Source organism: Sphingomonas sp. 1185, assembly GCF_040544655.1.
Classification (GTDB): Bacteria; Pseudomonadota; Alphaproteobacteria; order Sphingomonadales; family Sphingomonadaceae; genus Sphingomonas.
The window spans coordinates 1-20,431 of sequence record NZ_JBEPKL010000035.1; the positions used below are offsets into that span (position 1 = coordinate 1).

The following is a 20,431-nucleotide window of genomic DNA, read 5'->3' on the forward strand; positions in this document are numbered from 1 at the left end:
CTTACACCTTACGAATACATCGCCAAGATCTGGACGTCAGAGCCAGACCGGTTCATCGTCGACCCGATCCACCAGATGCCGGGACTGAACACCTAAGCTCCTTGGGGCCGGTCCGCAGATCGGCCGTCGATGAGCGCTTGCGCCACTTCGCAACCGTCTTCTGGTTGACGCCGTAGCGCCTCGCCAGCGCCCTCAGGCTCTCCTTACTATGCTGTATCGCTCGACGGACGACCTCTGTCGTCGTGGCGCTCCCGTGTAGAACCTGGCCCAGAGCGCTTCCTTCCACTCGTTCGTGGTTGTTGCACCATCAATCGCCGGGACCAAACATCTAATGGAAGTCGCGCGACTTGATCGGCACTACCTGCACTGAATCCACGCCTTTGGCATGCGGCGGCCAATAGCTGTCGCGCGGGCCAGGTCGCCAGCCGGCGTCACCCCGGTCGGGCGACCCGGTATGGCGGGCACCGTCCCCCTGTCCTGTCGCATGGGGGAAGTCCATCTGGCCAACTTGTGCGAGTAGCCTGACATGGTCGATGATCCGGTCGCAGATGACGTGGATCACCAGCCCCTCGCGTCAGTGCGTGGTGCACCGAAGACCATCCGGGTCGACAACGGTCCGGAGTTCATTTCGAAGGCGCTCGACCGGTGGGCGTATGAGAACGGCATCACGCTTGATTCCTCGCGGCCGCGCAAGCTGACCGACAACGCCTTGGTCGAGAGCTTCAACGGCCGGCTTCGCGACGAGTGCCTGAACAGCCACTGGTTCCTGTCGCTGGCGGACGCACGGGCCAAGATCGAGGCTTGGCGACGGACTATAACGAGAGCCGTCCTCACACAGCCCTTGGCCGGCTGACGCCAGCCGAATATGCTGCATCCGCCGGGGTTAACCCCGGCGGATGCAGGCCGAAAACTCGCATCGTGCCCGGATGAGAAACCGGGGGACCGTCAGAACCCATCGGCAACATCCCGCCTGCTGAAGCCGAAGAACTGTTCTACGCTGCCGTCGACCAGATCGATATGGCAGCGTGACCCACAACCCAATGCATCCGGCGAACTCGGGACGGCTCACTACATCGCGCAACCGCAATTCGGCTTTGAACGCGAAAAAGGGCGGCCCCCAAAGGAAGCCGCCCCAGGCAGGGTTCGTAATGAACCCTAGGATTAGAAGTTCACGCCGAACTGGATACGCGCCGAACGGCCAGGATTGTACGAAGTCGGCAGCGAATAGACCGGCTGCGGCGCCCCCGCCGAAGTCGTGCCCGTTTCCTGCACACGCAGCACCGGCCTGGAGTTGAAGACGTTGAACACCGACAGACGAACAAAGCCGGTGAAGGCGTCGGTCGGTACCGCGACCGTCGCATCCAGATTAAGCAGCGCGAGCCAGTCCGACTTCATTTGCGACCCACGGTTCACGACTTGCAAAGTACTGGGCCGCGCACCGCCCGCCCGATTGAACGGATCGTTGATCACGGTGAAGCCATTGGGGTTGCGGACGACTGAACCGTTGACGACATTACAATAGGCCGCACTGGTCCGGTAATAAAGACCTGCGATACCACCCGGTGCCGTGGCGTCGTAATCGGCGCTCGCAGGCGGACGGCCATAGCAACCGAAGTGACGTGGCGCGCTGACCGAACCGTTGAAGCTCAGTGTCAGCCATTCAGCCGCCTTGTACGACCCCCAAGCCTTGAAATTGTGGCGGCGATCATTGGGCATATAGCCATAGGTGCCGTTGACTAGCACCGGCAAGTCGAACGCAGTGGTCAAACCGGAGTCGGTTTGCGCGTTATCCGAACGGACGCCGCCCTCGCTATTTCCGTAAAGCTTGGAATAGGTGTAATTGGCATTGAGAGACCACACGCCGTCCCATTCACGCTCGAATGTGAAGTTGACGCCACGATAAACGCGCTTCGCCTGCGGATATTGTAGCGAAGCCGCTGAAAGCACTACCTGACGTGCTGTCGTCTCGCCCGGCAGCGGATCGCTGAGTGTCACCGCGACGTCACGGCCCGGATTGATCAGCGCAAACTGATGCACACCGCTCCAGATCGCGCGACAATCCGCTGCAGCCTTACCCTGCGCGATGCAGTAGGGGACGATTGCCTGATCCAGGGCGGCGTCTTCGAGCGAGTTATTCAACTTCGTCTGCGTGAAGTTGAACCCGACCTTGATGCGGTTCCCCAAACGATGCTCGAGACCGAAGACAATCTCATCGACCGACTGCGGTTTCAAGTTGGAGGCCACGACCGATTCGGTGCTTGGCACCGTGCCGTCATTGCTGACCACGCAAGCGGTACCTGCCGGCGTACCACCCGGGCATGCCGTGAAGCCGGCACCGGTGGTGATCGGAGCGCCCAGGATCGGCGTATTGTTCGCCGTCAGACCAGCGAATTGATAGTAAGCGCTGGAGTCCAGTTCGCCGCCCGCCAGACGAACATTCGTATTGACCGCGACCGGCAGGAAGTAACGGCTGTACGAACCGAAGAATTTGGTACGACCATCACCCAGCGGATCGATGCTCGCCCCTAAGCGCGGTGCCCACTGATTCTTCGCCACGAAGAAAGTGCGGCCAGCGGCATTATCGTTCTGAAAGCGATCGTTGCGAATGCCGAGATTCAGGTTCAGGCGATCGTTGAGCAGATGCCAGTCGTCCTGAACATAGAACGCGGTGTTACGCGTCGCGAACTGGCCACCCGTGCGGAACGTACGGGCAGTGATGTAGGACGTACCGCCCGGCAAGCCGACGACCGGATCGATCGTCGTTGCGGCCCCCGATGCCGTCAGAAGCGTATATTGCGCGCCGCCATTGGCTTGCACGATTGAACTCAAGTCCAAATCTTCGCGGTCGTAGCCGCCACGGATATGGTGCGATCCGAACAGATCGAAGCGAACATCGGCATCCACTCGATAGAAGGTTCGCTTGTCAAAATTGAGTGTGGCATTGGAAAGCGTATTGCCAATGCTGCTGTTCGCGCCGTTCCGCTGGTCGACCACCGAAGGGAGACCGGGCAGGCTGGATTCCTGCGTGTCGCTGTTCTTGTTGACGCCATAGGCCGTCGACAGGGTCAGCCACTGCGTGAAGCTCCCCGTGTAGCGGAAAACATAATTCTCGCCGCCGGAACGATAGATGTTCGTTGCGACATAACCGCCAGGGTTATTGGTATTAAGGTTGTAGCGCTGTCCGCTGGCAAGCGAATATTGGCTGGTGCCGTAGACGTTCTCGATCAAGCGGCCCGTAGTGTTCCAGTAGGTCGCCTCAAGCCGCTGACCATCAACGACCACCGCGTCGATCTTGCCACCCCAAAACGGGCTGGTATTGCGGAATTGACTGTAGGACGTACCGACGATCTGCTGATTAAACGTATTCAGGTCCGCAAAATTTGCGCAAAGTGCAGGGTTGCTCGCGCAACCATTCGCACCGGTGCCGGTGGCCGATGCGACGCCGGTATAGCCCTGACCATAGCTAATATCACGGGAGTTATAGATGCCATAAAAGAACAGATGGTCCTTGATGATTGGACCGGAAAGCTGTGCAATGAACTCATGGCGATCGGAATAGGCCGAGTCATTGTCTGCCGCATAGGTATTGCGGGTCTTGGAATTTAGGCTGTTCGGCTGCCAGTTGAACGTAACCCCGCCGTGCCATTCGTTGGAACCGGACTTAGTAGTCGAGTTGATCATACCGCCGGTAAAGCGGCCGAATTCAGCCGGAATGCCGCCGATCTTGGTCTGCACTGTCTGATAGAATTCGAACGGCACCGCCACGGCGCCCAGACCATTGCGGAATTGCGTCGTGTTCAAGCCATTAATGTAATAGACGTTTTCCGACACCGACGCGCCGTTAATCGACGGGAAAGAGCCGAAGCGACCGTCACCGCCGACTGCACCCGGCGCCAGCAGTACGACCGAGGTCAGGTCGCGACCGACCGGGATGCGCGTGGCGACATCGGCCACGTCGATCGTCTGGCCAATCGTGTTGCTGCTGAAATCCACAACCTGCACGCGACCTGCGGTCACGACGATGTCGCCGCTGGTTTCCGCGTTCACCGGCTGAAGGTTGAACTGGTTCGCGGCGCGGCCTTGAATCAGGCGCACGGCCGGATCGCTGAAGCTGTCAAAGCCGTCCGCAGTGATCGTGAAGCTATAGGTTCCTTGGGGCAGCGCAGAAATTACATAAGAACCATCGGGCTGGGTTGTTGCGCTGCGGCTGAAGCCCTGCGCGGCGGACGTTACTGTTACCGTCGCACCGCCAATGGCCTTGCCATCCGTGCCGATGACGCGTCCAGTCGCGTTGACCTGCGTATAATCCTGCGCAGCCGCCGGGGCGGCCACCGCCATAGCACCAGCGCCCGCACCGATGATCGCCAGCGCATGAAGCGCGGCGCCGTGGCGCAGCACAGCCTTCGAGAAAAGCCAGTTTTTGGTCATAGTTTATTCCCCCTCGAACGGCACGCGGTCGGTGCCATTTCGTTACCCTGAAAGGGCGATGACCAACACATGTCAGGAAAATGACGCAACGACACAAAAGGTTTTTGAAACTTTATACGTTTTTATTTGAGAAATGTGTGCAAATTGCAACACAGCGCACTGGCGGAAGATATTTATGCGGAAGATTTGAGCAACTTTCGACAGCAATGCCAATTTCTTAAACAGATCAGTATTGCTGTATTATGAATGTATTACACTGATACGCCGATAACGTTTGGCATTGTCATTCTTCTGTGGAGAAAAGCTCATCTCAGCCAATGTCAGCGAATCACCACTGCTCGCAGCCATCGTCGCTTCTTCGAAGAAGGCGCGCATCTCGGTCTCCGCCGAGCAGGTCGAGGCGGGCGTGGCGCTGGTCAACGAGACCGGCAAGGCGCTCGGCCGGATCGTAACGCGCATCGCGGAGATCAATCAGCTGATCAACGATATCGCCGTCTCGGCGGAAAACCAGAGCACCGGGCTGCAGCAGGTCAATCTGGCGGTCGGCCAGATGGACATGGTGACGCAACAGAACGCCGCCATGGTCGAAGAGGCGACGGCGGCGGCGCGGAGCCTGGCGGGCGAGGCCGACGAGCTGTCCCGCCAGATGGCACGCTTTTCGATCGCGCGGACGATGGGGCGCAGCCCCAACCCGGTCGCCAGCCTCGACGATCATCGCTATCGGCGCGCGGCTGTCGGATAGGAGCGGATCGCCTGGGGGCGGTCCTCTACCGGGCGTCCTTCCGGCCCTTCATCGCCTCGGCGGCGGCATCCAGCTTGGCGCGGTCATTGCCGGTGCGGGCGATCAGGTCGCGGGCCTGCTCCTGTGTCAGCCCGTGCTTCGAGGCGAAATAGGCGACTTCATAGGTCTCGCCACCGGCAACGCGGCTGCGATCCTGTTGACCTTGCTTGGTTTTATCGTCGGGCATGATGCTCTCCTATGGTCAGGAGCGCAACGTATCGGCGCCGTGATCGCTCCCTCGCCCGCCTCCGGGGATCAGCCGATGGCGGGCGCGCGACCGGCCCGGCGCAGGATCGCATAGCCCAGCATCCCGGCCGCCAGCGATCCCGCCAGCACGCCGATCTTCGCCTCCGCCTGGAGCAACGGGCTGTCCGGGAAAGCGAGCAGCGTGATGAAGATGCTCATCGTGAACCCGATCCCGCACAGACAGGCCATGCCCAGCATCTGGAGCCTGCCCGCACCCGCGGGCATGGCCGCCAGCCCGAGGCGGACCGCGATGGTCGCAAAGCCGAAGACGCCCATGATCTTGCCGATCAACAGCCCGGCCGCGACGCCGAGCGTGACCGGCGCGGCCAGCGCGCCGGGCGGCAAGCCCAGGACCGGGACCGCCGCATTCGCCAGCGCGAAGATCGGCACGACGAGAAAGGCCACCGGCCGATCCAGCCGGTGTTCGAGCGTGCGGAGCGGACTGGTGCCGTCCCCATTCCCGTGCCCGTCGGATCGGCCGGGCGTGCGGTCCAGCGGAATGGTGAAGGCCAACATCACCCCGGCCAGCGTCGCATGGATGCCCGAACGCAGCATCAGCCCCCAAAGGACCAGCCCGACCAGCATATAGGGCGAAAGGTGCCGGACGCCGAGCCGGTTGAGGCCAATCAACGCGACCAGCGCGACGCCCGCTCCGGCGAGGTCGGGCAGGGACAGGTGGGTGGTATAGAACAGGGCGATGATTAGCACCGCGCCCAGATCGTCGATGATCGCCAGCGCCGCCAGGAAGATGCGCAGCGAGGCGGGCACCCGCCGACCCAGCAAAGCGGTGACGCCCAGCGCAAAGGCGATGTCGGTCGCCATGGGTATCGCCCATCCGGCCGCGGTCGGGCCGCGATTGAAGGCAAGATAGATCAGCGCGGGAACGATCATCCCGCCCGACGCCGCGATTCCGGGCAGGATGCGCCGCGGCCATGTCGAAAGCTCGCCCTCCAGCATCTCGCCCTTGATCTCCAGCCCGACGAGCAGGAAGAACAGGGTCATCAGGCCATCGTTGACCCATTGCTCCAGCGAGAGCGGGCCAAACCGGGCATGCAGCATCGTCGCATAGCCCGGTCCGATCGGCGAATTGGCGAGGACAAGCGCCCCGATGGCCGCCGCGATCAGGACGAGCCCGGCGGAGGATGGGGAGCCCAGGAAGCGCCGGATGATGTTGGGGCGGGGGCGGTCGGGGTTCGTCATGTCGTGTTCCTGACGCGGGTCGGCCTCGCTGGCGGCCCGACCAACGCGACACCCTGTCCGGGACGGCGCACCGACCGCAGACACCCACGGCCCCTATCGCATTGGCGGACGGGCGGGGCAACGCATGTGTGTACGGGCCTGTCGCCGGGAGGCTTCGGGCCGGTTGACACGGCATGCGACTGTCCGGTTCCGGTCATAATGTTCAAGGCCGGTTCGCCACGGCGTGGCTGCCGCCCCGAAAAACGCCCCATCACAGGGCATTGGCCTTTTCCGCCTTGGACAGTGACGCTCGGCCCATGACGATGAACCGCCCATCCGCGCGAAGCAGCGCACCGCCCACCGCCAGCGCGCGCATCGTCACCAGCCCGCCCTCGCCCGCGAAGGGCGACAACCTCAACATCCGGTGACAGGGACGCTATCCGTGATCCGTCTTCAGAACATCCAGCGCCGCTACGTCTCCGACGAGGTGGAGACGACCGCGCTGCACGATATCGACCTGCATGTGGCGGCGGGCGAGTTCCTGGCCATCATGGGCCCCTCGGGCTGCGGCAAGTCGACCTTGCTCAACACGCTGGGCACGGTCGACCGGCCGACGGGCGGGCGATATCTGTTCGGCGACCGCGATCTGGCGGCGATGGACGAAAAGGAGCTGGCGAAGTTCCGCGCCGAGACGCTGGGCTTCGTCTTTCAGAGCTTCAACCTGATCGACGAGCTGACCATCGAGGAGAATGTCGCGCTCGGCCTCGCCTATCGCCGCGATGCGGGGGATCGCCGCGGCCGGGTGGCGGCGGCGATGGACAAGGTCGGCATCGCCCACCGCGCGCGCCACTTCCCGCACCAATTGTCGGGCGGCCAGCAGCAGCGCACCGCCATCGCCCGCGCCATCGTCGGCGATCCCAAGCTGATCCTGGCGGACGAGCCGACCGGCAATCTCGACACCGCCAATGGCGAGCAGGTGATGAACATCCTGACCGGCCTCAATGATGCTGGCGCGACCATCGTGATGGTCACCCACTCGCCCAGCCATGCCGACCTCGCCAAGCGCCGCATCGACATGCTCGACGGCCGCATCGTCGCCAGCGCCATGCGCGCGATCTGAAAAGGAGCAGACCCGATGAACGGCCTTGCGCTCACCTCGCTCTACCGCTCGCTCACGCGCCACCCGCTCTATGCCGCGCTCAATATCGGTGGGCTGGCGGTCGGGATCGCGGTCTTTTTCGTCCTGGCGCTCTATGTGCGGTTCGAGACCAGCTTCGAGCGGTGGCTGCCGCACCATGACCAGGTCTATCTCGTCCAGACCGAGTGGAAACGCGCGGACGGTCCGTTCACCGGCACCTATCCGTACACCATGGGCGGCCTGCTCGACGCGCTGCGCCAGGATCTGCCCGGCATCGTCGGCACGCGGTTCATGGGCGGCACCGACATGGACGGCAAGGACGGCGGAAGCGTCGTGCGCAACGGTGTCGCGACCTTCGACGATATCGGCCAGGTGGATGCGAGCTTCCTGCGCGTGTTCGACCTGCCATGGGTGGCGGGTGACAAGGCGTCGGCGCTGGCCGATCCGACCAGCGTCATCCTCAGCCGATCGGCGGCCAGGAAATATTTCGGCGATGCCGATCCGATCGGGCAGACGATGACGCTCTCCCTCGACAAAGTCGCCCCTTATCGCGTGACGGGCGTGTTCGAGGATCTGCCGAGGACCAGCGACTTCAAATTCTCCATCCTCGCCCGCCTGCCCACCACCGATCTGGGCGACTGGTGGGACCATTGGGGCAGTACCTCGCTCAAGACCTATCTGCGTTTCCCCGACGAGGATGCGGCAAGGGCCTTTGAGCGGAAGATGCCGGGGTTCGTGGCCCGCCGCGGTGCCCGCGATCTGGGGAAGGATGCGGCGACGCGGATGGCGCTGCCGCTTCTTCCGCTGGTCAAGGCGCATCTGCAACCCGCCGGCCAGGCGAGCGCGACCCGGAAGATGACCATCGCCACGCTGGGGCTGGTCGGGGTGCTGACCCTCTTCATCGCGATCGTCAACTATGTGAATCTGGCGAGCGCTCGGGCGGGCCTGCGCGCCCGCGAAGTGGCGATGCGCAAGGTGCTGGGCGCGAGCCGTGGCATGCTGATCCGCCAGTTCATGGGCGAGGCGGTGCTCGCCGCCGCGCTGGCGGCGCTGTTGGGGTTGATGCTGGCGGAGATCGGCCTGCCGATGATCAATGCGGCCGGTGGACTGTCGCTGACCATGCCCTATGCCGTCATCGTCCCGGTTCTGCTGGTGCTGGCGATCGGCATCGGGGTTCTGGCCGGCTGCTACCCGGCGATGTTGCTGTCGCGCTTTCCTGCGGCGGCGGTGCTGGCCTCGGCGCGTACGCCGGGCGGCGGGCGTGCGGGGGCGAGGGTGCGCGAGGCGCTGGTGATGGCGCAGTTCGCGGTGGTGATCGCCTTTCTGATCGGCACGGCGGTCCTCGTGGCGCAGACCCGCCATGTCCGTAACGCCGACCTGGGCTTTCGGCGCGAAGGGCTGCTCGTCGCGCCCTGGCTCGGCTATGTGGACCAGGCCAAGCAGCCGGCGTTGATCGCGGCGTTCCGGACCGTGCCGGGGGTGTCGATGGTAACGACGTCGGATACCGGGGTCGGCAATGTCGGCAACAACAATGGCGACAATCTCCTGCTGCCCGGTCGCCCCGCTCCGGGACCGGCGGTCCGCCACATCCATGTCGGGTCCGACTTCTTCCGGCTGTTCGGGGTCCGGCCGGTCGCCGGGCGATTGCTGGACGATGTGCACCGGATGGACGACCGGGAGAACAGCGAAAAAGGCGTGCCCGGTAACATCGTGATCTCGCGCACGGCCGCCGCCGCGCTGGGGTTCCGCACGCCCGCCGAGGCGATCGGCAGGAGGGTGGTGGAGCCTCGGCCGATGACCATCGTCGGCGTCGTCGAGGATCTGCGCTTCTTCTCGCCGCGCCTGCCCGCAACGCCGGTCTATTACACCTATGCCCATGGTATCGTGCCCTATCCCGTCGCGACGATGCGTTTCACAGGCGACCCGCGCGCGGTGAAGGAGGCCGTCCGCGCGGCCTGGATCCGGATCGCCCCCGAAGCGCCCTTCCGCGCGGATACCGGCGACCGGCTGCTCCAGAATTTCTATGACGACGACGATCGCGCCACGCGTCTGTTCGGCATCGGCGCGGGCCTGGCGGTCCTGATCGGGTGCGTCGGCCTGTGGGGGCTCGCCTCGTTCAACACGCAGCGCCGGGTGAAGGAGATCGGCATCCGGAAGACGCTGGGCGCATCCTCGGTCGACATCATGCGGCTGCTGGTCGGTCAGTTCCTGCGGCCGGTGCTGCTGGCCAATCTGGTCGCGTGGCCGCTGGCGTTCGTGGCGATGCGGACATGGCTGGCGGGATTTGACGACCGGATCGCGCTGTCACCGCTTCATTTCCTCGGCGCGACCGCGCTGGCGCTCGGCATCGCGGTGTTGACCGTGGCGGGGCAGGCCGTTCGCGCCAGCCGAATGGAGCCGGCCTGGGCGCTTCGTCATGACTAGGCGTCCGGCCCCGGCGGCGTCGGGACCGGCCCGCGGGTCGCATGGCCCTCGCCGGGCGGAGCGACCCCCGCCGCCAGCGCGATCTGGATGAGTTCGGCCAGATTGCCCGCGTCCAGCCGGTTCATGACCTGGGCGCGGTGCAGCTCGACGGTGCGCGGGCTGATGCCCAGCTTCTTGCCGAGCAGCTTGTTGGTATTGCCCCCGACCAGCCCCAGCAGCACCTCGCGCTCGCGCGGGGTCAGCCGGGCGATGCGCGCGCTGGCGGTCTCGTCGCGGGAGACGGGGCGGACCGCCGCCAGACAGTCGGCGATCGCGTTCGACAGGCCGGGGTGCAGCGCCGCGTCGTCCTGCGCGACGATATAGTCGGTCGCCCCCGCCTTCATCGCGGCGACGGCGGACATCAGGTTCGTGCCCGGCCCGTTCAGCACGATGCTCGGCAAGGCGATCGACCGGGCCTTGAGCTCGCGGGCGACCGACAACCCTTCGGGCTTGGCATGGCGCAGGTCGACCAGCACGCAGCCGGGCGCCAGGACGGCGGCGATGTCGAGGAACGCCGCCGCGCTCTCGAACAGGCGCGCGCGATACCCCATCGCCCGCACCAGCGCGGCCAGGCGCCGGGCCTCGGTCGTCCTGGGGCTGACGATATAGACCTGGCCGCTATCCTCCTGCGTCAGATCCTCCGCGATGCCGCCGATGCGGGTGATCGCGCCCTGCGCGTCGGGAATGGGAAAGCTGGTGTCGCGCAGGCGGCGGACGGCCCCGTCGCCGGGGCGGACGATGCGATACGCATATTGGGTGACGTCCCCGGCCATGACGCTGGCCAGGGCATGTTCGACCTGGCGCCGGTCGTCGGGATGCACATCGTCCAGCCAGCACGCGATCGAAGGCGAGGCGCCGGCGCGCGAAATGCCCCAGATGCGATCGAAGGCGGCGCTTCGATAGAGTATGTCCCCGGTTCGCGGATCGGCGATCCAGAGAAGGTTGCTGCTATGCGCGGCAAAGCTGCTGAACTGCGCCTCGCTGGCGCGGATCGCGGCTTCGGCATGGCGCTGCTCGGTCATGTCGATCGCCGCGCCGATGAAGGCGATCGGATGGCCATGGGCGAATGTCGTCCGGCCCGACGTCGCGATGTGGCGGACGATGCCGTCGTCGCGGCCGATGACGCGATATTCGATCCGGTAGCGTCCATCGCCTGACGGATCGACACAGGCCGCGATCGCCGCGCGGACCCGTTCCCGGTCGTCGGGATGGATGCCCGCTTCGAACAGCTCCTCGTCGATCGCGGTGCCGGGCGGGATGCCCCACATCGCGCAGAGCCGCGCATCCCATTCGAGCGCGCCGGTGCGCGGGTCCCAGGCATAGATGCCGATGCCGACCAGCTCGGTCGCGGCGCGCAGGCGTGCTTCGCCCCTGTGCCACGCAGCCTCGGGCCCCCGGCGGAACACCGCGTTCCGGATGGACGTGTCGTGTGAAACTTCGTCCATCGGGCCGGCTCTCCTCAGGCTTTGCCGGTCCTACCGGCAAGCGTCCGCGACCGGGTAAGGTTCCCTAGGGATCGCCCGGATGGGCCTGGCGCCTTGCCGTCCATAACTGTGCCCCACGCAATCGAGGAGAGCGGCATGAAGGCCCTGGTCTGGCACGGCAAGGAGGACATCCGGTACGACACGGTGTCCGACCCTGCGATCGAACATCCGCGCGACGCCATAATCAAGGTTACGAGTTGTGCGATCTGCGGGTCGGACCTGCATCTCTTTCACAATCTGGTGCCCGCGATGCTGCCCGGCGACATCATGGGGCATGAGACGATGGGCGAAGTCGTCGAGGTCGGCAGCGCCGCCGGGGGGACGTTGAAGAAGGGCGACCGCGTCGTCATCCCCTTCACCATCCAGTGCGGCGAGTGCGACCAGTGCCGTCGCGGCAACTTCTCGGTGTGCGAGCGGACGAACCGCAAGAAGGAGCTGGGCGACAAGGCGTTCGGCCATGCGACGGCGGGTCTGTTCGGCTATACCCACCTGACCGGCGGCTATCCCGGCGGGCAGGCCGAATATCTGCGCGTGCCCTTTGCCGACACCACGCACATCAAAGTGCCGGACGGCATCGACGACGAGAAGCTGCTGTTCCTGTCCGATATCCTGCCGACCGGCTGGCAGGCGGCGGTCCAGGCGGACATCCAGCCCGGCGACACGGTCGCCATCTGGGGTTGTGGCCCGGTCGGCCAGATGGCGATCCGCGCGGCGATCCTGCTGGGCGCCGAACAGGTGGTCGCGATCGACCGGCTGCCCGAACGCCTGTCGATGGCGGCGGCGGCGGGCGCGATCACGATCGACTTCGAGCAGGAGAGCGTCGTCGAGCGGCTGAACGAACTCACCGACGGCAAGGGGCCCGAAAAGTGCATCGACGCGGTCGGCACCGAAAGCCATGTCCATTTCGCCCAGCCCGACACCGTGCTCGACCGCGCCAAGCAGATGCTGATGGCGGAGAATGACCGCCCGCATGTGCTGCGCGAGATGATCTATGTCTGTCGCCCCGGCGGCGTCATCTCGATCATCGGTGTCTATCTGGGGCTGGTCGACAAGATCCCGATGGGTCAGGCGATGAACAAGGGGCTGACCTTTCGCATGGCGCAGGCGCATGTCCCGCGCTGGACGGGCGATCTGCTCCGCCGGATCGAGGACGGGCAGATCGATCCCTCCTTCGTCATCACCCACAAGGTCGATCTGTCCAAGGGCCCCGAAATGTACGCCACCTTCCGCGACAAGGCGGACGGGTGCGTCAAGGTCATGCTCCAACCCTGAAGGAGGGCGTCATGCCACTCACCAACATCACCGGCATCGCCCGTTCGGAGGGCGACCCGCGCGTCGAGCATAAAGGGCCGAGTTCGCTGTCGGGTGCCGACCGGCTGGCGCGCGCGCTCGGCTGGTTCTCGGTCGGGCTGGGCATCGCCGAACTGGTCGCCCCCGGCCGCCTGGCCCGCACGCTGGGGCTCGAGGACAAGGAAGGGCTGATCCGTGCCTATGGTGCCCGCGAACTGGCCAGCGCCGTCCCGACGCTGTCGATCGACAAGCCGGTCGGGCTGGCCGCGCGGATCGCGGGCGACGCGCTCGATCTGGGCACGCTGGCGACCGGGCTGCACCGCGACAATCCCAAATGGCGCAACGCCGCGATCGCGACCGCGCTGGTCGCGGGGATCACGCTGCTCGACATCGCGGCGTTGAAGGGCGTGAAGGCCGCCCATCGGCGCGAACCCGGCGCCGGTCGGGACTATTCCGACCGGTCGGGACTGCCCAAGGGGAGGGAAGCCTCGCGCGGTCTGGCCCGCAAGGACTTCGACATTCCCCCCGACTATCGCGCCGAGGGCAGCGTGGCCGATGCGGTGCCGTTGCTGCCGTCCCAGGCCTGACCCCCGAAGCCGAAGCGGCACCATGGCGGTGCTGAATTGGTCAGACAAATCGTCTTTACAGCCCGCATCATCGGGGTAGACTGATCCCTCGACCATGGGGTGCGGGGGATGAAGCGGGCTGGGATCGGCGTCATGGGTGCGGGCCTTGCCTCGACAGGGGGCATGGCCTCACCGACCCGCGTCTCGACCATGCGCGATGCCTCCGCCCTCAGGCTTTTCACGATCATCAACGAAATGGCGGCGTGCCTGCGGGGCGCCGCCTTTTTTGATTCGCCCGTCCGACAGGACGCACGCCGTGCCGCCGGATGATGCCGCGCCGGGCATGGCCCGCGCCACCTTCCCGCCTAAGACCTTCCCCGCCGGAGACCGCCCGATGACCGTGACCCGTCGCACTCTCCTGGCCAGCGGACTGACAACGGGGCTTACCGCCCCGGCGCTCGGTGCGCCCGGCCTTGCGGCGGGCCTTCCGCCCGAACTCGACAGCGGCGATGCGCCCGCGCCGTTCGATGCGATGCCCGAGCCGCCCTTCATCGCCGATCCCAGCCTCCTCCGGCTCGATGACGGCTGGCTGTTCCACAAGGGCGATATCGTCGTGCCGCCGATCCTGGGGCATGAGGAAAGCTATCAGAACGCCAAGGCCGGGATCGCGCAGGGCGCGGCGGCGGTCGGCTATGACGATAGCGACTGGCGCACGGTCGAACTGCCGCATGATTGGGCGATGGAGGAGGTGGTCGACCCGAACGCCAATGTCGCGCAGGGCTATCGGCGGCGCGGCATCGGCTGGTATCGCCGCACGCTCAAGCTGCCCGTCGAATGGCGCGGCCGCTATCTGGAGGTGCAGCTCGGCGCGGCGGCGACCCATGCCAAGGTCTGGTTCAACGGCGTCCTCGTCGCGCACAGCTTCAGCGGCTACACCGCGATCCTGATCGACATCACCCCCTATGCCCGGTTCGGCGAGGAGCTGAACACGCTGGCCGTCCGCGTCGATGCCGAGACGATGGAGGGATGGTGGTATGAGGGCGCCGGGCTCTATCGCCACAACTGGCTGGCGGTGCGCGACGCGGTCAGCATCGTCACCGATGGGCTTCATGCCGATCCGCGCAAGGGGAATGGCGGCTGGACGGTGCCGGTCGCGCTGACCGTCTCCAACATCCAGAAGACGGCGGCAACCGTGCGGGCGGAGGCGGTGCTGATCGACCCGTCGGGCCGCACCATCGGCCGTGCCGAGACGGACGTAAGCGTCGATCCCCTGAAGACCGCCGAAGCGAACATAACGATCCCGGTCGCCGATCCACAGCGTTGGTCGGTGGACCATCCGACGCTCTATCGGGTGGAGACACGGCTGCTGCGCGACGGCAAGCCCATCGATGCCCGCGCCACCCGGATCGGTTTTCGCGAAATCCGCTTCGACGCCGCCACCGGCTTTTATCTCAACGGCGTGGCGACCAAGATCAAGGGCGTGTGCGTCCATCAGGATCATGCCGGGGTCGGCGTCGCCATGCCCGATGCGATGTGGGAATGGCGTATCCGGCGGCTGAAGGCGATGGGATGCAATGCGCTGCGCTGTTCGCACCATGCGCCCGCACCCGAATTGCTCGATGCGTGCGACCGGCTGGGAATGCTGGTCATGAATGAGAACCGCAACTTCAACCCGAGCCCGGACTATCTGCGCCAGTTGCAATGGCTGGTCCGCCGCGACCGCAACCGGCCGAGCGTCTTCCTGTGGTCCGTCTTCAACGAAGAGCCGATGCAGGGCACCGAACAGGGTTACGAGATGGTCCGCCGCATGGCCGAGGCGGTGAAGGAACTCGACACCGCGCGCCCCGTCACGGCGGCGATGAACGACGGGATGTTCTCCCCGCTCAACGTCTCCGACGCGGTCGACGTCATGGGCTTCAACTACCAGCATCGCCGCTACGACAAATTCCACGCCGCGCATCCGACCAAGCCGATGACCAGCTCGGAGGATACCAGCGCGTTCATGACGCGGGGCGTGTGGAAGACCGACATGGCGCGGCATGAGGTCAGTTCCTATGACACCGACGCCGCCGAATGGGGCCTGACCCATCATGAAAGCTGGCGGATGATCGACACGCGGCCGTTCGTCGCGGGGACGTTCGTGTGGACCGGCTTCGACTATCATGGCGAGCCGACGCCGTTCGAATGGCCGACGACCAGCAGCGTGTTCGGCATCATGGACCTGTGCGGTTTCGCCAAGATGGCCTTCCACCTGCGCCGGGCGCAATGGGTGGACGATGCCCCGGCCCTCGCCATCGCGCCGCACTGGACCTGGCCGGGGCGCGAGGGGGAGGCGATCCGGGTGATCGCGCTGACCAATGCCGAGACGGTGGAACTGCGCCTGAACGGCCGGAGCCTGGGGATCAGGACGGTCGACCGGCTGGCGATGCCCGAATGGCAGGTGCCCTATCGCCCCGGACGGCTGGAGGCGATCGGCTATCGCGCCGGGCGGGCGGTGTCGCGGACCTTTGTCGAGACGGCGGGCGCGCCGGTCGCGCTGCGGCTGGTGGCCGATCGCGGCGGGATGCTGGGGACGGGTGGCGACGTCCAGCCCTTCACCGTGATGGCGGTCGATGCGCAGGGACGGATCGTGCCGGATGCGGCGGCGCAGGTCGCCTTCCGCGTGACGAAGGGCGCGGTGATCGGGGTCGGCAATGGCGACCCCAACGACCATGACTCCGAGGTTCTGCCCGCGCGCCGCCTGTTCCACGGCCTCGCCCAAGCGCTGGTCCGGGCCGAGGCGGGGGCGGGCACGCTGACCCTGGAGGCGAGTGCACCGGGCCTGAAACCGGCGCGGGCATCGGTGCGGGTGATCGCGGCCCAGCCTCTGCCCGCGCTGCCCGCGACGCGGCCGGTCGCGATGCTGACCGACTGGAAGCGGAGCGACTTCGCCGCGACCCGGCCCGATCCGCTGCGCCGCTATGCGGGCAACGACATGAACAGCCTGGTCTATGCGCGACCCGGACGGCTGGAGGGACCGGGCGAGGGGGTCTGGTCGACCTATCGCACCAGCTTCACGCCGCGCCGCCGGGTGGCCGAGCAGGGCGGCGCGGTGGTCTTCGCCGAGGTGGTCGGGCGGGCCGAGGCCTGGGTCGACGGCGTGAAGCGGGCGGAGAAGACGGCGTTCGCGGGCGGTCCGCTGGTGGTGCCATTCCCGGCCGGGGCGGGGGAGCGGCAGGTGGTGCTGGTCGTCGAGGCGGAGCCGGGCAAGGCGTCCGGCCTGGGGCGGACGGTGTCGGTGCGGGAAGGGTAAGCCCTTGGCCTTCGACTTCGCTCAGGCTGAACGGGTGGGGGATATTGGTCCCGACCTCCGTTCGCGCTGAGCGAAGTCGAAGCGTATGGGTCAGACCTTCAGAATGATCCCCTTGCGATCCAGCACCCAGCCGAACGCGCAGCAGACCAGCGTATAGGCCAGCGCGCAGAGCAGCGAGCCGACCGGCCCCGGTGCGATCGGCTGGAACCCGTTGAGCCCGATCCAGGTATAGAGCCCGACGCCGTCGACATGGACCAGCTCCAGCACGACGACCAGCAGTTCGGAAAACAGATAGATGGCCAGCGGATTGCGCCCCAGCATCTGGAGGAAGGATCGCCCGAGCGTCACCCCCCGCACCTCGACCAGCCAGAGGACCGCGCCCAGCAGGATCAGGTCGAGCCCGACGGTCAGCGCGACGAACGATCCGGTCCACAGCTTCTTGCCGATCGGCAGGATGGGCGACAGCAGGAGCGCGACGACGACCAGCCCCGCCCCGATCGCCGCCAGCCGTCCGACCGTGGCGGCATGCTTGCCCCAACGCTGGATGGCCAGGCCGGTCAGATAGCCCGCGATCACATTGGCGGTCGCGGGCAGCGTGCCGAGCAGCCCTTCGGGATCGAAGCCATGGTCCTTCTTGTACAGATGCTCCGGTCCGATCAGCCACAGGTCGAACAACGTGCCCGCATTCTTGTACCGCCCGAACGCCTCGCCCGCCGGGCTCAGGCCCGTCAGGATCGCCCAGTGCGCGACGACCAGCCCGACTGCGACCATCGCCAGATGGCTGGGCCGCAGATAGCGCGCAAGGAGCGCCCCCAGCAGATAGCAGAGCGCGATGCGTTGCAGCACGCCGGTCAGCCGCGTGTCGGCGAAGGGCTTGGCGACCCAACTGCCGTCCGCCTGGTGCGTGACGAAGGGGAACCAGTACATCAGCATGCCGAGCAGGAAGATCAGCGCGGCCCGCTTGAATATGCGGCGCAGGAAGACGGGCTCGGGCATCGGCCGGGTCAGCGCGAAGCTCATCGCATTGCCGACCGCGAACAGGAAGCTGGGATAGATCAGGTCGGCCAGCGTGAAGCCGAACCACGGCGCATGCTGCAACTGGGTGAAGGCCCCGCCCGCGCCCGCCGTGTTGACCACGATCATCAGGAAGATGGTCGCGCCCCGGAACATGTCGAGCGAGGCGAAGCGCTCGGGTCTGGCGGTCAGGGTCGTCACCGGGCCGTCTCCGTCATCAGCGCGCGGGCCTCGGCCACCGGGTCGGCGGGGGCGCTGGCCTTATAGGGGCGGGGATCGGCGACCCAGGCCCTTTCCCAGTCGAGCAGCTTCGCGGTGAAGGCCGCATCGTCGACCGGCCGCCTGGCTAGCGCCGCGGCACGCGCCTCGGCCAGATAGCGCGTCCAGCGCGGCAGGTAATAATCGGCATACATGCCCGCCCAGGCCTTGGACGCATAGTCGCCCAGATGCCCGCGCCCGCCCCAGATCGTCACCTGCGCCTTGGCATTCTGCGCATAGGCGGTCTTCTCGGCGGGCGTGTCGCCATAGCTGCGCGCATCGGCGATCCAGCTGGCCAGGCTTTCCTGCTGCCCGCCGATCAGGTGATCGATGGCGAGCGCCAGCGCCTTCATCCGCGCCGTTTCCCGGTCTCCGGCGGCGACATCGCCCCGCTGATAGGCGGCGACGGCGGCCTTGACCGTGTCGTCCAGCGACAGGCTGGCGGCATGGCGGGTCAGATCGACCAGATCGTAGCGATAGAGCGGGCTCCTGCCATAAGCGGGGGCGAGCTCGAGCATCGCCGCGATCCCGGCGCGCAGCTTCGCACGGTCGCCGGGCTCGGCGGGATAGGTCGGCGCATCGGCCGCCGGTCGCTTGAAGAACAGATAGGCGCCCGCGCGCTCGTTCCACCAGCGCGGGGTCCAGTAGCGCACGTCATAGGCGCCCGCGATCACATCCTGCCACGCCGCGACCATCGCCGGGTCGCTCCGGCCGTAACGCGCGGCGGTATAGCGGCCCAGCCACGGCGCCATCGCCATGTCGCCGCCGGGCCAGGCCACGTCATAGGCATAGTCATAGACCAGGCTGTTGCTGTGCAGCCCCTCCGGGAACAGGCCGAACCCGCGGACATTCCCGCGCGCGCCATCGGCGAACAGCGCGGCCACGTCGCGGCGGTAGAAATCGGGCGCGCCATAGACCGGGTTGCTGCCGCCATAATTATGGACATAACCATAGACCCAGCTCTTGCCGTCGAACCCGTTCGTCGTCTTCCAGATACCGGGATAGCGATCGTTGCCGATGTCGAGGATCAGCATCTTCCGGTCCGGCACGTCGCGGAGGAAGGCGGCGATGGCATCGGGCGTCCAGAATTTCTTGTCCGCGCCGAACAGCCAGCCCTGCATCACCCAGGTCGCATCGGGCCGCGCCGCCGCGATCGCGGCATAGAGCCGCTGGCCATAGGCGGCCAGTCGCGCGTCGCGGACCTCGCGGGGCAGCGCCGCCGCCTTGGTCGCGGCGTCGAGCGCGGGCGTGTTGGCGGTCGCGTCGCCATAAGCGGCGTTCGCGGTGTCGCTGCCGTCCTCGGCGATCGGCGGCACCATCTCGTTGAAGGCATCGGCGAGGTAATATTGCCCCGGCCCATATTCGGCGGTGTAGAGGTCCAGGAACCGCTTGGCGAGCGGCGCGAACAGCGGGTCGGACGGGTCGAGCCAATAGGTGCCCTCGAACCCCTCCCAGGACCGCATCTTGTAGATGCGCGCCTTGGGATGCGCCTCGGCAAAGGCCTTGGGCACGTAACCGGCAAAGGCGGGCAGGATCGGCGTCATGCCCAGTTCGCGCATCCGCGCCAGGATGCGCTTTTGCAGATCGCGCTTCTTGTCGATCCACCCGGTCGGCAGCGGCGCGCGATAGCCCTCGATATTGCCCATGCGCTGCCAGGGCAGGAAGGCCGGGCCGGAGAAATGCCGCGCCAGTTGCGCCTCGCTCAGCCCCTGTTCGCGCCAGAGCTGGCGCCAGACATAATCCTGCCCCTCCATGGCGAGCGGCATGTCGACGCCGTGGACCGCCATCGCGTCGATCTCGCGCTCCCATCGCGGCCAGCCCCACCAAGGGGTGGTATAGCCATAGGTGCAGGTGTTCAGATAGGCGCGAAAGCCGAAGGGAGAGGCGACCCAGCCGCTGTCACCGGTGGTCAGGTGGGTCATCGGGCCGACGCGATTGCCCTCCCAGCTGACCGACAGCCGTCCTTGCGCGGTCAGCGCCGCCGCCGCGCCGCGTACCGCCGCGACCGGCGAGGACGCCTCGACCCGCAGCCGGTCGTGATCGATCCGGACGCGGTAGCGGGGATCGGGCGAGGGCTGGATCGCCACCGAAAGCTGACGCTCGGGCACGCCGAGCCGCCGGAGTGCGTCGCGCGCGGCCTGCCCGCCATCGCCCTGCGCATGGGCCGTCGAGGCGGTGAGCAACAGGGTGCCGATCAGGCCGAGCGTCTTGGGGAAAGTCATCACGAAGGTCTTGTTCCCGGCAAAGGGCGGAAAGGGAAGGGCGGATCGACCCGTGCGGCGGTCCGCCCTC

General features: G+C 66.3%; 13 protein-coding genes and 2 pseudogenes. 7 read left to right on the plus strand and 8 right to left on the minus strand.

Going from position 1 to position 20,431, the window contains the following annotated elements:
• Positions 1–82: 82 nt before the first annotated feature.
• Positions 83–271: pseudogene (locus ABIC44_RS17375) on the minus strand (helix-turn-helix domain-containing protein); the annotation flags it as partial.
• A gap of 309 nt (positions 272–580) precedes the next feature.
• Here ABIC44_RS17375 and ABIC44_RS17380 point away from each other — a divergent pair.
• Positions 581–930, plus strand: a pseudogene (locus tag ABIC44_RS17380) (integrase core domain-containing protein); the annotation flags it as partial.
• Positions 931–1,161: 231 nt separating this feature from the next.
• Here the strand turns inward: ABIC44_RS17380 and ABIC44_RS17385 are convergent.
• Positions 1,162–4,428, minus strand: a complete 3,267-nt coding sequence (locus ABIC44_RS17385; protein WP_354296719.1) for a TonB-dependent receptor — start codon at positions 4,426–4,428, stop codon at positions 1,162–1,164.
• 280 nt (positions 4,429–4,708) lie between these two features.
• Between ABIC44_RS17385 and ABIC44_RS17390 the strand changes: the two genes are divergently transcribed.
• Positions 4,709–5,170 carry a methyl-accepting chemotaxis protein gene (locus tag ABIC44_RS17390; protein WP_502959864.1) on the plus strand — a complete coding sequence of 154 codons (462 nt, stop codon included), beginning with the start codon at positions 4,709–4,711 and terminating at the stop codon, positions 5,168–5,170.
• Between the two features lie 25 nt (positions 5,171–5,195).
• Here ABIC44_RS17390 and ABIC44_RS17395 read toward each other — a convergent pair whose 3' ends face one another.
• From ABIC44_RS17395 to ABIC44_RS17405, 3 genes are all read right to left on the minus strand, one after another.
• Positions 5,196–5,396, minus strand: a complete 201-nt coding sequence (locus ABIC44_RS17395) for a DUF3606 domain-containing protein (RefSeq protein WP_354296720.1) — start codon at positions 5,394–5,396, stop codon at positions 5,196–5,198.
• A gap of 68 nt (positions 5,397–5,464) precedes the next feature.
• The gene (nhaA, locus tag ABIC44_RS17400; protein ID WP_354296721.1) at positions 5,465–6,655 is read right to left on the minus strand and encodes a Na+/H+ antiporter NhaA; all 1,191 of its coding nucleotides are present in this window, start codon (positions 6,653–6,655) and stop codon (positions 5,465–5,467) included.
• A gap of 250 nt (positions 6,656–6,905) precedes the next feature.
• Positions 6,906–7,055: a hypothetical protein gene (locus ABIC44_RS17405; RefSeq protein WP_354296722.1), complete on the minus strand. Its 150-nt coding sequence runs from the start codon at positions 7,053–7,055 to the stop codon at positions 6,906–6,908.
• A 21-nt stretch (positions 7,056–7,076) separates the two neighbouring features.
• Here ABIC44_RS17405 and ABIC44_RS17410 point away from each other — a divergent pair, with 21 nt between their 5' ends.
• Together ABIC44_RS17410 and ABIC44_RS17415 are read left to right on the plus strand one after the other, a co-directional pair.
• On the plus strand, positions 7,077–7,754 hold the full coding sequence (locus tag ABIC44_RS17410; protein ID WP_354296723.1) for an ABC transporter ATP-binding protein: 678 nt from the start codon (positions 7,077–7,079) through the stop codon (positions 7,752–7,754).
• Between the two features lie 15 nt (positions 7,755–7,769).
• Complete coding sequence (locus tag ABIC44_RS17415) at positions 7,770–10,196, plus strand: ABC transporter permease (protein ID WP_354296724.1); 2,427 nt, start codon at positions 7,770–7,772, stop codon at positions 10,194–10,196.
• Here ABIC44_RS17415 and ABIC44_RS17420 read toward each other — a convergent pair.
• Entirely contained in the window at positions 10,193–11,680 is a 1,488-nt protein-coding gene (locus ABIC44_RS17420; protein WP_354296725.1) for a PAS domain-containing protein, read from the minus strand. The two genes, ABIC44_RS17415 and ABIC44_RS17420, sit on opposite strands and share 4 nt — an antisense overlap.
• Before the next feature lie 135 nt (positions 11,681–11,815).
• Here ABIC44_RS17420 and ABIC44_RS17425 point away from each other — a divergent pair, with 135 nt between their 5' ends.
• From ABIC44_RS17425 to galA, 3 genes are all read left to right on the plus strand, one after another.
• Entirely contained in the window at positions 11,816–12,991 is a 1,176-nt protein-coding gene (locus tag ABIC44_RS17425) for a zinc-dependent alcohol dehydrogenase (RefSeq protein WP_307100948.1), read from the plus strand.
• A gap of 11 nt (positions 12,992–13,002) precedes the next feature.
• Positions 13,003–13,596 (plus strand): hypothetical protein, encoded by a 594-nt coding sequence (locus tag ABIC44_RS17430; protein WP_307100946.1) that lies wholly within the window; start codon positions 13,003–13,005, stop codon positions 13,594–13,596.
• Positions 13,597–13,891: 295 nt separating this feature from the next.
• Positions 13,892–16,867: a beta-galactosidase GalA gene (gene galA, locus ABIC44_RS17435; protein WP_354296726.1), complete on the plus strand. Its 2,976-nt coding sequence runs from the start codon at positions 13,892–13,894 to the stop codon at positions 16,865–16,867.
• A gap of 90 nt (positions 16,868–16,957) precedes the next feature.
• Here the strand turns inward: galA and ABIC44_RS17440 are convergent, their stop codons facing one another.
• Positions 16,958–18,082, minus strand: a complete 1,125-nt coding sequence (locus tag ABIC44_RS17440) for an acyltransferase family protein (RefSeq protein WP_354296727.1) — start codon at positions 18,080–18,082, stop codon at positions 16,958–16,960.
• Complete coding sequence (locus ABIC44_RS17445) at positions 18,079–20,361, minus strand: alpha-N-acetylglucosaminidase (RefSeq protein ID WP_354296749.1); 2,283 nt, start codon at positions 20,359–20,361, stop codon at positions 18,079–18,081. The genes ABIC44_RS17440 and ABIC44_RS17445 overlap by 4 nt, the downstream gene beginning before the upstream one ends.
• Between the last annotated feature and the right edge of the window lie 70 nt (positions 20,362–20,431).